This window comes from Stutzerimonas frequens (assembly GCF_024448335.1).
GTDB classification, from domain to species: Bacteria; Pseudomonadota; Gammaproteobacteria; order Pseudomonadales; family Pseudomonadaceae; genus Stutzerimonas; species Stutzerimonas frequens.
Window position 1 is genome coordinate 71,208 of the sequence record NZ_JAMOHM010000001.1, and the last position, 14,649, is coordinate 85,856.

The window sequence follows — 14,649 nt, forward strand, 5'->3', positions numbered from 1 at the left end:
AATGAGGCGACTGCTGCTCGGCCTGTGCTTCGTGCTGCTGGCGGGCTGCGCCACGCGCGCACCGCTGCCGGCGACCACGCCGACACTCGAAGTGCCACTGCAGCTGCATATTCAGCGCCGGGGTAGCGAGCCAGCGGACTGGTTGCTGGTGATCCAGCCCGAAGGGACGTCGCTGCGCTGGTCGCTGCTCGATCCGTTGGGCATTCCACTGGCACGACAGCAGCTGCGCGATGGCGCCTGGCACGCCGAGGGGCAGCTACGACCCAACCCAGAGGCGCGCGAACTGTTCGCCGCCCTGCTGTTCGCCCTGACTGACCGCGACCAGCTGGCCGCGCTGTATGGCGCCGCGGCCGAACAGCCAGGTGCTGGCGAGCGCCAACTGCGCCAAGCTGGCAGCGTACGCTGGCAGGTGCGCTACCGATCCACCCACAGCTTCGAACTCGACGTGGCGCCAGGGCTGACCTATCGTGTCGCCCCCTTGCCCGACTCGACTGGAAGCCAACGATGACCGCCTACCTCGACGCCCTTGGCGTGATCTGCGCGCTCGGCAGTGGCAAGACCGAGGTGGCAGGGCGGCTGTTCGCCGGCGACACCTCCGGCATGCAGCCCCATACGCAGCCGGTGGCCGGTCGACACTTACCGGTGGGCGCGGTCCGCTCAGCGTTGCCGGCAATGCCTGATGACGATCCGCGCCATGCCACCCGCAACAACCAGCTGCTGCTGGCCGCTGCACTGGAGATCGAAGACGATATCCGCAAGACCATCGCCCGTTACGGCCGACATCGCATCGGTGTGGTCCTGGGCACCAGCACCACCGGCATCCAGGAAGCCGCACAGGGTATTGCCGGCCTGCTGCACAACGGCGCCTTTCCACCCGGCTACCACTATGCGCACCAGGAGCTGGCAGCACCGGCGAGTTTTCTCGGTGAATGGCTAGAACTCGCCGGCCCCTGCTACTCGATCTCCACGGCCTGTACCTCGAGCGCCCGCGCGCTGCTAAGCGCCAAGCGCCTACTCGATGCCGGGCTGTGCGATGCGGTGCTCTGCGGCGGCGTCGACAGCCTGAGCGATCTGACACTGCAAGGCTTCACCGCGCTGGAAGCCACCAGCGAGTCGCTGTGCAATCCCTTCTCGCGCAACCGCAACGGCATCAACATCGGCGAGGCGGCGGCGCTGTTTCTGATGACCCGCGAGCCCGGTAATGCCGCCATCGCCCTGCTTGGCGGCGGCGCCAGTTCCGACGCCTACCATATCTCCGCCCCCGAACCGGAAGGCCGCGGCGCGCTTGCCGCCATGCGCCAGGCGCTGGCCACTGCCGGCTGCACACCGGAAGAGGTCGATTACCTCAACCTGCACGGCACAGCCACCGCGCACAACGACGCCATGGAAAGCCAGGCCGTTTCCACGCTGTTTCCTCAGGGCGTCGCCTGTTCTTCGAGCAAGCCGCTGACCGGCCATACCCTCGGCGCCGCTGGCGCGCTGGAGGCGGCGTTCTGCTGGCTTGCGCTATCGCGCTTCAACGCCGACCAGCAGTTGCCACCGCATCGCTGGGACGGCCAGCCGGATCCGGAGCTGCCACCGCTGCGCCTGGTGACCGCCGAACTGCGAATGGGTAGAACCTCGCCGCGACGGATGATGAGCAACTCCTTCGCCTTCGGTGGCAACAACATCAGCCTGATCCTGGGGGATGCACCGTGATCGACTGGCCCATCGCCGAACTGCTACCCCACGCTGGCGACATGATCCTGCTCGACGCTGTCGAACGCTTCGATGAAGACAGCGTGGAGACGCACCTGCAGGTACGAGCCGACGGCCTGCTCAGCGCCGCCGACGGCAGTCTGCCTGCCTGGGTCGGCGTCGAGATCATGGCGCAAAGCGTCGCGGCCTTCGCCGGCTGCCATGCGCGTCAGGCCGGTCAGCCGGTGGAGCTGGGCTTCCTGCTCGGCACCCGTAGCTACCAGTGCAATGTCGAAACCTTCCCGGTCGGCGCCCGGCTGCGCGTCCGTGCCACTCGTTCGCTGCAGGACGACAACGGCATGGGCGTGTTCGAATGTCATCTCGACGGCCCCGGCATCCATGCCGAGGCCCGTCTGAACGTGTTCCGCCCGCCAGAAGTGGCGAGTTACCTACAAGAGTCTGCCCCATGAGTGAAACCGTCCTCGTCACCGGCTCCAGCCGAGGCATTGGCCGCGCCATCGCGCTGCGCCTGGCCCGCGCCGGCCATGACATCGTGCTGCACTGCCGCTCGCGCCGCGACCAGGCCGAAGCGGTCCAGGCCGAGATACAGGCGATGGGTCGCAGCGCGCGCATCCTGCAGTTCGACATCGCCGACCGCGCCGCCTGCCGGCGCGAGCTGGAAGCCGATGTCGAAGCGCATGGCGCCTACTACGGTGTCGTCTGCAACGCCGGTTTGACTCGCGACGGCGCCTTCCCGGCCCTCAGCGACGACGACTGGGACCAGGTACTGCGTACCAACCTGGACGGTTTCTACAATGTGCTGCAGCCGCTGACCATGCCGATGATTCGCCGCCGCCAGCCGGGGCGCATCGTCTGCATCACCTCGGTATCCGGCCTGATCGGCAACCGCGGCCAGGTCAACTACAGCGCGTCCAAGGCTGGCGTCATCGGTGCAGCGAAGGCGTTGGCGGTGGAGCTGGGCAAGCGCAGGATCACCGTCAACTGCGTTGCCCCCGGACTGATCGATACCGAGATGCTCGATGCCGAACTGCCCATCGAAGAAATGCTGAAGATGGTGCCGGCGCAGCGCATGGGCACCCCGGAAGAGGTCGCCGGTGCGGTGAATTTCCTGATGTCCGCCGAGGCGGCGTATATCACCCGGCAGGTCATCACCGTCAACGGAGGGCTGTGCTGATGAGCGGCAGACGCGTAGTCGTCACCGGCATGGCCGGCATCACCTCGCTGGGCAGTGACTGGGCAAGCATCGAAGCCAATTTCAGTGCCAACCGCAGCGGCATCCGCCGCATGCATGAATGGGATCGCTTCACCGAACTGAACACGCGCCTGGCCGGCCCGGTGGACGACTTCAGCGTGCCGTCGCACTGGACGCGCAAGCAGCTGCGCAGCATGGGCCGCGTGTCACGACTGTCGGTGTTGGCCGCCGAACGCGCGCTCGTCGACGCCGGTCTTTTGGAAGACACCTCGATCCGCGACGGCCGCATGGGTGTCGCCTGCGGTTCGTCCACCGGCAGCACCGAGGAGATCAAGGCGTTCGGCAACATGCTGCTGAACTCGGTGGCCGACGGGCTGAACGCCAACTCTTACATTCGCATGATGCCGCACACCACCGCGGCCAATATCAGCATCTTCTTCGGCCTCACCGGCCGGGTAATCCCCACCTCCAGCGCCTGTACCAGCGGCAGCCAGGGCATCGGCTACGCCTACGAGGCGATCAAGTTCGGTCGCCTGCCGCTGATGCTGGCGGGTGGCGCCGAGGAGCTGTGCGCCACAGAGGCCATGGTCTTCGATGCGCTCTATGCCACCAGCCTGAAGAACGACGCGCCGCATACTTCGCCGCGCCCCTACGACAGCGGCCGTGATGGCCTGGTGATCGGCGAAGGCGCCGGCATGCTGGTGCTCGAGGAACTGGAGCACGCACTGGCCCGCGGCGCGACGATTCACGCCGAGCTGGTCGGCTTCGGCAGCAACGCCGATGGCCAACATGCCACCAAGCCGGAACAACTGACCATGCGCCGCGCCATGGAACTGGCCCTGGAAGACGCCGGACTTGCGCCGGCGGCCATCGGCTACGTGAATGGCCACGGCACTGCGACCGAACAGGGCGACATCGCCGAAACCCAGGCGACCCAGGCGCTGTTCGGCAGCGGCATGCCGATCAGCTCGCAGAAGTCTTTTCTCGGCCACACCCTCGGCGCATGTGGCGCTCTGGAGTCTTGGTTCAGCATCGAGATGATGAACCGCGACCGCTATATCCACACACTCAACCTGGATTCGGTCGACCCGCGCTGCGGCGAGCTCGACTATCTGCAGGGTGCGCCTCGCGCCATGCAGCACGAGTACGTGATGAACAACAATTTCGCCTTTGGCGGGATCAACACCTCGCTGATCTTCCGTCGCTGGGCCTGAGTTTCACCCACAACCGCAAGGAAAACGCCGATGAAAACAACCGCATGGATAGGCACAGCGCTGACGCTTCTGGTGCTGCCCGGCATCAGCCAGGCCCGTGATACCACCCATTACCTGCCGTTCGACGCCGTTGTCGCCGAAGCCACCCAGGCCGGCCGCCTGGATGGCAGCGTCAAGTTCTACCTGGCCGGCAAGACGCCGAAGCATGCCAAGGTCGTGCGTAGCGGGGTTACCACCAGCAAGAAGACCAACGCCTTCAACAAGACCGACGAAGGCGCCTGCAGCTGGGCGCTGCAATCGGCGCTGATCGCCATGCAGCAGGCCGCCAAGGCCGCCGGTGCCAATGCGGTGGTGAACATCGCCAGCAACTACAAGCATGTCGAATACAAGGACAGTCAGAAGTACGAGTGCCACGCTGGCGCCATCATGGCCGGCGTCGCCCTCAAAGGTGACCTGGCCAACGTCAAGTAAGCATCTCCGGCCGATGCGCTGGGCAAGGCATCGGCTCCTCCGCGGCGACCACCTGCCGGAACGTTTGCCGGCGCCGTCGAGTCCACTGAACATCAGTGACCTCCACGGGAGCGCCTCATGTTCGGCAAGTCTTCGCACACCTTCGAAATCAACTACATCTACCAGAACGACCCACGCGCAGAGACCTATGACGCCGACGTCGACAGCCTGTCCCAGGGCGAGGCGGCGCGGCACCTCATCCAGCTGCACAATGCCGACGCCGAGAACAGCCTGGTGATGCCGAAGGCCGATGCCGACGAGGCGCAGCTGCTGGAGCAGGCCGAAGTCATGGGCATCACCGACATCCGCGTGACCCGTGTTCCGAAACAGGACAAGGGCGAAACGCCCGCGCATTACAAGCAACCCTGAGCCACCATTGCGGTTGCGGCGTCAGCGCTGACTCAACGCCTCTCGTGTCACCAGATCCATGAAGGCCTGCGCCAGGGGCGACTGCTCCTGGCGGCGCTTGACCAGCCACACGGCTGTGGTGGCGTCCTGATCCGACAGGTTGCGAAAGCGCACGCCGTCGATGCGGATGCGCTGGAACGAGGCCGGCAACACCGACACTCCCAGCCCGGCGGCAACCAGGCCGATGATGGTCAGCGCCTCGTTCGCTTCCTGAGCGATGCGCGGGCTGAATCCCGCCTGCCGTGCCAGGTTCAGCAGTTGGTCATAGAGCCCGGTACCGTAGCTGCGCGGAAAAAACACAAAGGGCTCATCTGCCAGTTCCGCCAGCGCCAGACCCTCCTCCCCTGCTTCGGCAAGCGGATGCCCGGTATGCATCAGCGCAACTAGCGGCTCGCTGAACAGCTCGACAGTTTGCAGGCCCGGCGGCAAGGCAAAAGGGCGGATCATGCCGACCTGCAGCGCCTCGTCCTGCACCGCGTCGATCACCTGCTTGCTGGTCATTTCCTGCAGGGCAAGGTGCACCGCCGGGAAGGCCTGACGGAAGGCTAGAATCGCCCGCGGCAGAATCGAGGTAAAGGGCGCCGACGAGGTGAAGCCCACCTGTAGCTCGCCGATCTCACCCTGCTCGGCACGCCGCACCACGTCAACCGACTTGTCCACCTGAGCCAGGGTGCGCCGTGTCTCGTCGAGAAACAGCCGGCCGGCATCGGTCAGCGACACCCGGCGGTTGGTGCGATCGAACAGGCGCACACCCAGTTCCTGTTCCAGGGCCTGGATCTGCTGGCTCAGCGGCGGCTGAGAAATGCGCAGCAGTTCGGCTGCCCGTCCGAAGTGCAGCTCTTCGGCCACCGCGACGAAATAGCGTAGATGTCTCAGTTCCATGTGCGCCCACGATTCGCAAAACGTATCAATAAGGTCGAATAATATATTGGATAGCTTAAACAAAGCTTCCTATCATTTCGTCCACAAACCCAAACAACAGTAACCGCGCCTGTCGATCGAAAAAACGATCAGGCGTCACGGGCCGCTTTTGGCCGGAAAAAGCGAATCGGACAGAGGTCTTCATCGTGAGCAGTACGCACGACGCCAGCGACGCGTCAGCAGAAATACCGGCGCCTGGCGCGCCCATCAGCCATACCGAGAAAGGCACCCCGCGCTTCGCGCGCACCGCCCTGGCCCTGTTCGCCGGCGGCTTCGCCACCTTCGCCCTGCTCTACTGCGTGCAGCCGATGATGCCCATGCTGTCGCAGGCATTCGGCATCAACGCAGCGCAGAGCAGCCTGATCCTTTCGCTCTCGACGCTGACCCTGGCGGTCGGTCTGCTGATCACCGGGCCGATCTCCGATGCCATCGGCCGCAAGCAGGTGCTGGTCGCCTCCCTGCTCGCTGCCGCGGTGTTCACCGTCGGTAGTGCGCTGGCGCCCAGCTGGCATGGCGTTCTGCTGATGCGCGCACTGGTCGGCCTGGCGCTCAGCGGCGTGGCTGCAGTGGCCATGACCTACCTGAGCGAGGAGATCCATCCCCACCATCTGGGCCTGGCAATGGGGCTGTACATCGGCGGCAACGCCATCGGCGGCATGAGCGGACGCTTGCTGAGCGGCGTGCTGGTGGATTACCTGTCCTGGCATAGCGTGCTGGGACTGATGGGCGGGCTGGCGCTGCTGGCGGCGCTGCTGCTCTGGCGCTTTCTACCGGAATCGCGGCACTTCCGTCCGCGACCGCTGCGCCCGCAGGGATTGCTGCAGGGCTACCGCCTGCACTTCCGCGATGCCGGCCTGCCCTGGCTGTTCCTGCAGGGCTTTCTGCTGATGGGCAGTTTCGTCACGCTGTACAACTACATCGGCTATCGATTGATTGCCGAGCCGTTCCACCTCAGCCAGACCATGATCGGTCTGCTGGCGGTGCTCTACCTGTCGGGCATCTACAGCTCGGCTCAAGTCGGCGCACTGGCCGATCGTTTCGGCCGTCGCCGGGTGTTCTGGCTGGTGATCGCCCTGATGCTGGCAGGCGTGGGCCTGACCCTGTTCGACCGGCTGCCGCTGGTGCTGCTGGGCATGCTGCTGTTCACCTTCGGCTTCTTCGGCGCCCACTCGGTCGCCAGCAGCTGGATTGGCCGCCGTGCCCGGCAGGCACGCGGCCAGGCCTCCTCACTCTATCTGTTCAGTTACTACCTGGGCTCCAGCATCGCCGGCACGCTGGGTGGGGTCTTCTGGCACGCCGCTGGCTGGGATGGCGTCGGTCTGTTCATCGCCTCGCTGCTGCTGATCGCCTTCGCCGTGGCGCTGCACCTGGCGCGCCTGCGTCCGCTGCCGGAGCCGCAGACGGCACACTGAACCCGCAATGCAAAACGCCCCGCGGATGCGGGGCGTTTCGTTTCGAGCCGTTGAAAAGTCAGGCGTGGTATTGCGCGGACAGTTCGTGCACCGACTCGATGAAGGCGCCGGCATGGGCTGGATCGACTTCCGGCGTGATGCCGTGGCCCAGGTTGAACACGTGGCCATTGCCATGACCGAAGCTCGCCAGGATACGCGCGACCTCGGCGCGGATGGCGTCGGGCTTGGCATAGAGCACGCTCGGGTCCATGTTGCCCTGCAGCGCCACCTTGTCGCCGACACGGCGGCGCGCCTCGCCGATGTCGCAGGTCCAGTCCAGCCCCAGCGCTTCGGCACCTGCGTCGGCCATGGACTCCAGCCACAGCCCGCCACCCTTGGTGAACAGGATCACCGGCACGCGTCGGCCGTCATGTTCGCGGATCAGACCGTCTACGATCTTGCGCATATAGGCCAGGGAGAACTCCTGATAGGCCGCCGCCGACAGGCTGCCACCCCAGGAATCGAAGATCTGCACGGCCTGGGCGCCGGCCAGGATCTGGCCGTTGAGGTAGCTGGTAACCGACTGGGCCAGCTTGTCCAGCAGGGCGTGCATTGCCTGCGGGTTTTCGTAGAGCATCGCCTTGGATTTGCGGAAGTCCTTCGAGGAGCCGCCTTCGACCATGTAGGTCGCCAGGGTCCAAGGGCTTCCGGAGAAACCGATCAGCGGTACGCGGCCGTTGAGTTCGCGGCGAATGGTACGCACCGCGTCCATCACGTATCCCAGATCCTTCTCCGGATCGGGAATCGGTAGCGCCTCGATGTCCGCCGCACTGCTCACCACCTTCTTGAAGCGCGGACCTTCGCCGGTCTCGAAGTACAGGCCGAGCCCCATGGCGTCCGGCACGGTGAGGATATCGGAGAACAGGATCGCAGCATCCAGCGGATAGCGATCCAGCGGCTGCAGAGTCACCTCGCAGGCGAGCTCCGGATTCATGCACAGGCTCATGAAGTCACCGGCCTTGGCGCGGCTGGCCCGGTATTCGGGCAGATAGCGGCCGGCCTGGCGCATCATCCACACAGGGGTGACGTCGACAGGCTGCTTGAGCAGGGCACGAAGGAAGCGGTCGTTCTTCAAGGCAGTCATGGCAGGGTTCCAGCGAAAAAGTGCCGTGCATTGTCGCAAAGCGGAAAAAAAAAGGCACGGCGAGTGCCGTGCCTTTTACCTTTGGGCTTGATTCAAATCAGGCCGTTCCGAGCGCCTGTCGGCGCCCGGCCAACAGCGATCAGACGCCCAGATAATCCATGATGCCTTCGGCAGCCTGGCGCCCTTCGTAGATAGCGGTCACCACCAGATCGGAGCCGCGAACCATATCGCCACCGGCGAAGATCTTCGGGTTGCTGGTCTGGTGCTTGAACTGACCCTGCTCCGGGGCGACGACGCGGCCCTGGTTGTCCAGTTGGATACCCTGGCCCTCGAACCACGGTGCCGGGCTCGGCCGGAAACCGAAGGCGATGACCACCGCATCGGCAGGCAGCACCTGCTCGGAGCCCGGGATCGGCTCGGGGCTGCGGCGGCCACGGGCATCCGGCGCGCCGAGACGGGTCTCGACCACCTTCACACCTTCCACCTTGCCTTCGCCGACGATGGCGATGGGCTGGCGATTGAAGAGGAACTTCACGCCCTCTTCCTTGGCGTTCTTCACTTCACGGCGCGAACCCGGCATGTTTGCCGCATCACGACGATAGGCACAGGTCACGCTCTTGGCGCCCTGGCGGATGGAAGTCCGGTTGCAGTCCATCGCGGTATCACCGCCACCCAGCACCACGACCTTCTTGCCCTTCATGTCGATGAAGTCCTCGGCGGACTTTTCGAAGCCGAGGTTGCGGTTGACGTTGGCGATGAGGAAATCCAGCGCATCGTACACGCCCGGCAGATCCTCGCCAGGGAAGCCACCCTTCATGTAGGTGTAGGTGCCCATGCCCATGAACACGGCATCGTAGTCAGCCAGCAGCTGATCGATGCTGATGTCCTTGCCTACTTCAGTGTTCAGGCGGAACTCAATGCCCATGCCGCTGAAGATCTCGCGGCGGCGGCTGAGCACGGTCTTTTCCAGCTTGAACTCAGGGATGCCGAAGGTCAGCAGGCCACCAATCTCGGGGTTCTTGTCGAACACTACCGGGGTCACGCCGTTGCGCACGAGAATATCCGCGCAACCGAGGCCCGCCGGGCCGGCACCGATGATGGCCACCTTCTTGCCGGTCGGCTTGACCTTGGACATGTCCGGCCGCCAGCCCATGGCGAAGGCGGTATCGGCGATGTATTTCTCTACCGAGCCGATGGTCACCGCACCGAAACCGTCATTCAGCGTGCAGGCGCCTTCGCAGAGGCGGTCCTGCGGGCAGACGCGGCCGCAGACTTCCGGCAGGGTATTGGTCTGATGAGCCAGTTCGGCAGCGGCGAGGATGTTGCCCTCGGAAACCAGCTTGAGCCAGTTGGGGATGTAGTTGTGGACCGGGCATTTCCACTCGCAATAGGGGTTGCCGCAGCCCAGGCAGCGATGGGCCTGCTCGCAAGCCTGCTGCGGCTTGAAGGGTTCGTAGATCTCGACGAACTCCTTCTTGCGCTGGCGCAGCAGCTTCTTCTTCGGATCCTTGCGCCCGACCTCGATGAACTGGAAGTCGTTATTCAGACGTTCAGTCATTTCATAACCTCTCAACAGCGGCCGTAGACGATACATACGGCTGCAAGACAATCAGGGTGAGCAGCGGCCCCGCGTTGGCTGGGGCCGCTGCCTGAAGCGGCTTCTTGTTATTGCGGGTTGGCCCGGGTGCTCGACAGCAGCGAAGCCAGGTTGGCCGCCTTGGGCTTGACCAGCCAGAACCGACGCAGGTAGTCGTCGAGATTATCCAGCAGTTCAGCCCCCCACTCACTCGCGGTTTCCGCAACGTACTCGCGCAGCACGTCCTGCAGGTGGCTGCGATGGGCTTCCATCGCCTCGCCGGTAATGCGCTGAAGGTTGACCAGTTCGTTGTTCACGCGGTCGACGAAGCTGTTGTCCATGTCCAGCACATAGGCGAAACCGCCGGTCATGCCCGAACCGAAGTTGTGTCCGGTCTTGCCGAGCACGCAGACAAAGCCGCCGGTCATGTACTCGCAGCAATGGTCGCCAGTGCCCTCGACGACGGCGTGGGCGCCGGAGTTGCGCACCGCGAAACGCTCACCCGCGGTGCCGGCAGCAAACAGCTTGCCGCCGGTGGCGCCGTACAGGCAGGTGTTGCCGATGATCGCCGAATCCTGTGACCGGTAGCTGGCACCCTGCGGCGGCGTGACCACCAGCTTGCCGCCGGTCATACCCTTGCCGACGTAGTCGTTGGCGTCGCCTTCCAGGTACAGGTTGAGGCCGCCGGCGTTCCACACACCGAAGCTCTGACCGGCTGTGCCCTTGAAGCGGAAGGTGATCGGCGCGCCCGCCATGCCCTGGTTGCCATGCTGACGGGCGATCTCGCCGGAGACGCGGGCACCGATGGAACGGTCGCAGTTGCAAATTTCCAGTTCAAACTCGCCACCGCTCTTGGCGTCGATGGCGCCCTTGGCCAGCTTGACCATTTCCTCGGCCAGCAGGCCCTGGTCGAACGGCGGGTTCTTCTCCACCTCGCAGAACTGCGGTTTGTCGGCGGCAATGTTGCTGCCGCCTAGCAGCGGCGTCAGGTCGAGGTTGTTCTGCTTGGCGGTGTCGCCCGGCAGCACCTCGAGCAGATCGGTACGGCCGATCAGCTCGCCGAGGCTGCGCACGCCCAGCTTGGCCAGCCACTCGCGGGTTTCCTCCGCGACGAACTGGAAGAAGTTGACCACCATGTCGACAGTGCCGATGAAGTGATCCTTGCGCAGCTGCTCGTTCTGCGTGGCAACACCAGTGGCGCAGTTGTTCAGGTGGCAGATGCGCAGGTACTTGCAGCCCAGCGCGATCATCGGTGCGGTACCGAAGCCGAAACTTTCGGCGCCGAGGATCGCGGCCTTGATCACGTCAAGGCCGGTTTTCAGGCCGCCATCGGTTTGCACCCGGACCTTGCCGCGCAGGTCGTTGCCGCGCAGGGTCTGGTGGGTTTCGGCCAGGCCGAGTTCCCACGGCGAGCCGGCATAGCGGATGGACGTCAGTGGCGAAGCGCCGGTGCCGCCGTCGTAGCCGGAAATGGTGATCAGGTCGGCGTAGGCCTTGGCCACGCCGGCAGCGATGGTGCCGACGCCCGGCTCGGCCACCAGCTTGACCGACACCAGCGCCTGCGGATTGACCTGCTTGAGGTCGAAGATTAGCTGCGCCAGGTCCTCGATGGAGTAGATGTCGTGGTGCGGCGGCGGCGAGATCAGCGTCACGCCCGGCACGGCATAGCGCAGTCGGGCGATCAGGCCGTTGACCTTGCCACCGGGCAGCTGACCGCCTTCACCTGGCTTGGCGCCCTGGGCGACCTTGATCTGCAGCACTTCGGCATTGACCAGGTACTCCGGCGTGACACCGAAGCGACCGGTTGCGACCTGCTTGATCTTCGAGCTGCGCTCGGTGCCGTAGCGGGCTGGATCTTCACCGCCTTCGCCGGAGTTCGAGCGCGCGCCGATGCGGTTCATCGCCGCGGCGATGGCCTCGTGCGCTTCCGGCGACAGGGCACCGAGCGAGATACCGGCGGAGTCGAAACGCTTGAGGATCGCTTCCAGCGGCTCGACCTCTTCCAGCGCCAGCGGCTGCTCGGCCACCTTCACCTTGAGCAGGTCACGCAGCATGGCCACGGGACGCTGATCGACCAGCGCGGTGTATTCCTTGAAGCGGCTGTAGTCACCGCTCTGCACGGCCACTTGCAGCGCGCTGACCACATCGGGGTTGTAGGCGTGGTACTCACCGCCGTAGACGAACTTCAGCAGGCCGCCCTGCTGGATCGGCTTGCGGCTGCTCCAGGCTTCGGCGGCCAGCGCCTTCTGCTCGGCCTCGAGATCCTCGAAGCGCGCCCCCTTGATACGGCTGGCGACGCCACGGAAGCTGAGCTCCACGACCTCGTCGGACAGGCCGACAGCTTCGAACAGCTGCGCACCGCGGTAGGAGGCGATGGTAGAGATGCCCATCTTGGAGATGATCTTCATCAGCCCCTTGGAGATGCCCTTGCGATAGTGCTTGAACACTTCGTAAAGGTCGCCAAGCACCTCGCCAGTGCGGATCAGGTCGCCCAGCACCTCGAAGGCAAGGAACGGGTAGACCGCAGTCGCGCCGAAGCCGATCAGCACGGCGAAGTGATGCGGATCTCGCGCAGTGGCGGTTTCCACCAGGATGTTGCAGCTGCAGCGCAGGCCGGTGTCCACCAGACGGTGGTGAACCGCACCCACGGCCAGCGAAGCATGAACCGGCAGTTTGCCTGGTGCGATATGACGATCGCTGAGGACCAGCAGCACCTTGCCACCACGTACGGCTTCCTCGGCCTGATCGGCAATATTGCGAATCGCCGCCTCGAGGCCGATGGTTTCGTCGTAATTCAGGTCGATGACCAGACGTTCGAAACCCGGACGCTCCAGGTTCATGATCGTGCGCCACTTCGCTGGCGAGATCACCGGGGTAGTCAGGATCGCGCGGTTGGCGTGATCGGCGGTTTCCTCGAAGACATTGCGCTCGGCACCCAGACAGGTTTCCAGCGACATCACGATGGCTTCGCGCAGCGGGTCGATCGGCGGGTTGGTGACTTGGGCGAACTGCTGGCGGAAGTAGTCGTAGGGCGACCGGACGCGGCGCGACAGAACTGCCATGGGTGTATCGTCACCCATCGAGCCGACCGCTTCCTGGCCCTGCTCGGCCAGCGGACGCAGCACCTGATCACGCTCCTCGAAGGTGACCTGGTACATCTTCATGTACTGCTTGAGCTGGTCAGCGTCGTAGAAGGCCGAACCGTGATCGTTGTCATCGAGGGTCGACTGGATGCGCAGCGCGTTCTGCCGCAGCCACTTCTTGTAGGGCTGCTGCGCCTTCAGGTGGTTGTCGATGTCGTCAGTGTGCAGCACCTTGCCGGTGTGGGTGTCCACCGCGAGGATCTGCCCCGGGCCGACACGGCCCTTGGCCAGGACGTCCTCGGGCTTGTAATCCCACACGCCGACTTCCGAGGCGAGGGTGATGTAGCCATTCTTGGTGGTCACCCAACGCGCCGGGCGCAGGCCGTTACGGTCGAGCAGACAGACCGCGTGGCGTCCGTCGGTCAACACCACGCCAGCCGGGCCATCCCAGGGCTCCATGTGCATGGAGTTAAATTCGTAGAAGGCCCGCAGATCGGGGTCCATGGTCTCGACGTTCTGCCACGCCGGCGGGATGATCATGCGCAGGCCACGGAACAGATCCATTCCGCCGGTGACCAAGAGTTCGAGCATGTTGTCCATGCTCGAGGAATCAGAACCGGTGCGGTTGATCAGCGGCGACAGGCTTTCAAGATCCGGCAGCAATTCGTTGGCGAACTTCAGGCGGCGCGCCTGGGCCCAGTTGCGGTTACCGGTGATAGTGTTGATTTCACCGTTGTGCGCCAGGAAGCGGAACGGCTGAGCCAGCCGCCACTGCGGCATGGTGTTGGTGGAGAAACGCTGGTGGAACACGCAGATCGCGGTCGCGAGGCGCTCGTCACCCAGGTCCGGGTAGAACTGGGCCAGGTCGGCCGGCATCATCAGGCCTTTGTAGATGATGTCTTTGTCGGAGAGACTGCAAACATAGAAGGCGCTGTCGTCAGCCAGCGCCACTTCCGCGCGGCGCCGGGCGAAGAACAGCTTGATGCCGAAATCACGCTCAGCGATACCGTCTCCGGCAACGAACACCTGCTCGATGCGCGGCAGACGCTCGAGCGCGAGTTGGCCCAGGACACCGGTATCGACCGGCACCTCGCGCCAGCCGACCAGCGTCAGGCCCTGGGCGACGATCTCCTCGCTCAAGCGAGTCCGTGCGTGGTCGGCCTTGGCTGCGTCCTGATCGAGGAACACCATGCCGACGGCATATTGCGCGGGCAACTCGACATTGAAGTGCTCCAGAGCCTTCGCGCGCAGAAAGGCATCTGGCTTCTGCATCAGCAGACCGCAACCGTCGCCGGTCTTGCCATCGGCATTGATGCCGCCGCGGTGCGTCATACAGGTCAGGGACTGGATGGCAGTCTTTAGCAGGTGATGGCTAGCCTCGCCCTGCATGTGGGCAATCAGACCGAAGCCGCAGTTATCCTTGAACTCTTCAGGACGAAACAGACCTGCTCTCATAGGCACTCCACCAGCTAAATACGTTGTAAATCAACCCCTTATTGACGGCGCAGCAAA

12 protein-coding genes are annotated in these 14,649 nt (G+C 64.5%); 8 read left to right on the forward strand and 4 right to left on the reverse strand.

The window, feature by feature from the left end; genetic code table 11:
• The first annotated feature begins 1 nt into the window (after nucleotide 1).
• From NAO55_RS00335 to NAO55_RS00365, 7 genes are all read left to right on the forward strand, one after another.
• Nucleotides 2-508: a DUF3261 domain-containing protein gene (locus NAO55_RS00335; protein ID WP_102839600.1), complete on the forward strand. Its 507-nt coding sequence runs from the start codon at nucleotides 2-4 to the stop codon at nucleotides 506-508.
• Entirely contained in the window at nucleotides 505-1,698 is a 1,194-nt protein-coding gene (locus NAO55_RS00340; RefSeq protein WP_102839599.1) for a beta-ketoacyl-[acyl-carrier-protein] synthase family protein, read from the forward strand. The genes NAO55_RS00335 and NAO55_RS00340 overlap by 4 nt, the downstream gene beginning before the upstream one ends.
• Nucleotides 1,695-2,147 (forward strand): hotdog family protein, encoded by a 453-nt coding sequence (locus tag NAO55_RS00345; protein ID WP_102839598.1) that lies wholly within the window; start codon nucleotides 1,695-1,697, stop codon nucleotides 2,145-2,147. Before NAO55_RS00340 ends, NAO55_RS00345 begins: the two co-directional genes overlap by 4 nt.
• Complete coding sequence (gene fabG / locus NAO55_RS00350; protein WP_102839597.1) at nucleotides 2,144-2,872, forward strand: 3-oxoacyl-ACP reductase FabG; 729 nt, start codon at nucleotides 2,144-2,146, stop codon at nucleotides 2,870-2,872. The genes NAO55_RS00345 and fabG overlap by 4 nt, the downstream gene beginning before the upstream one ends.
• Nucleotides 2,872-4,104: a beta-ketoacyl-ACP synthase gene (locus NAO55_RS00355; protein WP_102839596.1), complete on the forward strand. Its 1,233-nt coding sequence runs from the start codon at nucleotides 2,872-2,874 to the stop codon at nucleotides 4,102-4,104. Before fabG ends, NAO55_RS00355 begins: the two co-directional genes overlap by 1 nt.
• A 30-nt stretch (nucleotides 4,105-4,134) precedes the next feature.
• Nucleotides 4,135-4,575, forward strand: a complete 441-nt coding sequence (locus NAO55_RS00360) for an excinuclease (protein WP_102839595.1) — start codon at nucleotides 4,135-4,137, stop codon at nucleotides 4,573-4,575.
• A gap of 117 nt (nucleotides 4,576-4,692) precedes the next feature.
• A complete protein-coding gene (locus NAO55_RS00365) occupies nucleotides 4,693-4,983 on the forward strand; it encodes a hypothetical protein (RefSeq protein WP_102839594.1) in 291 nt (96 codons plus the stop codon).
• 21 nt (nucleotides 4,984-5,004) lie between these two features.
• On the opposite strand, the gene NAO55_RS00370 is transcribed toward NAO55_RS00365, so the two are convergent.
• Nucleotides 5,005-5,904, reverse strand: coding sequence for a LysR family transcriptional regulator (locus tag NAO55_RS00370; protein WP_102839593.1), 900 nt, complete (start codon nucleotides 5,902-5,904; stop codon nucleotides 5,005-5,007).
• Nucleotides 5,905-6,128: 224 nt separating this feature from the next.
• Between NAO55_RS00370 and NAO55_RS00375 the strand changes: the two genes are divergently transcribed.
• On the forward strand, nucleotides 6,129-7,355 hold the full coding sequence (locus tag NAO55_RS00375; RefSeq protein WP_048330384.1) for an MFS transporter: 1,227 nt from the start codon (nucleotides 6,129-6,131) through the stop codon (nucleotides 7,353-7,355).
• A gap of 58 nt (nucleotides 7,356-7,413) precedes the next feature.
• On the opposite strand, the gene hemE is transcribed toward NAO55_RS00375, so the two are convergent.
• From hemE to gltB, 3 genes are all read right to left on the reverse strand, one after another.
• Nucleotides 7,414-8,478 (reverse strand): uroporphyrinogen decarboxylase, encoded by a 1,065-nt coding sequence (gene hemE, locus NAO55_RS00380; protein WP_013981660.1) that lies wholly within the window; start codon nucleotides 8,476-8,478, stop codon nucleotides 7,414-7,416.
• A 139-nt stretch (nucleotides 8,479-8,617) separates the two neighbouring features.
• Nucleotides 8,618-10,036, reverse strand: coding sequence for an FAD-dependent oxidoreductase (locus NAO55_RS00385; protein ID WP_014595713.1), 1,419 nt, complete (start codon nucleotides 10,034-10,036; stop codon nucleotides 8,618-8,620).
• A gap of 107 nt (nucleotides 10,037-10,143) precedes the next feature.
• Nucleotides 10,144-14,592: a glutamate synthase large subunit gene (gene gltB, locus NAO55_RS00390; RefSeq protein WP_102839591.1), complete on the reverse strand. Its 4,449-nt coding sequence runs from the start codon at nucleotides 14,590-14,592 to the stop codon at nucleotides 10,144-10,146.
• Nucleotides 14,593-14,649: the final 57 nt, after the last annotated feature.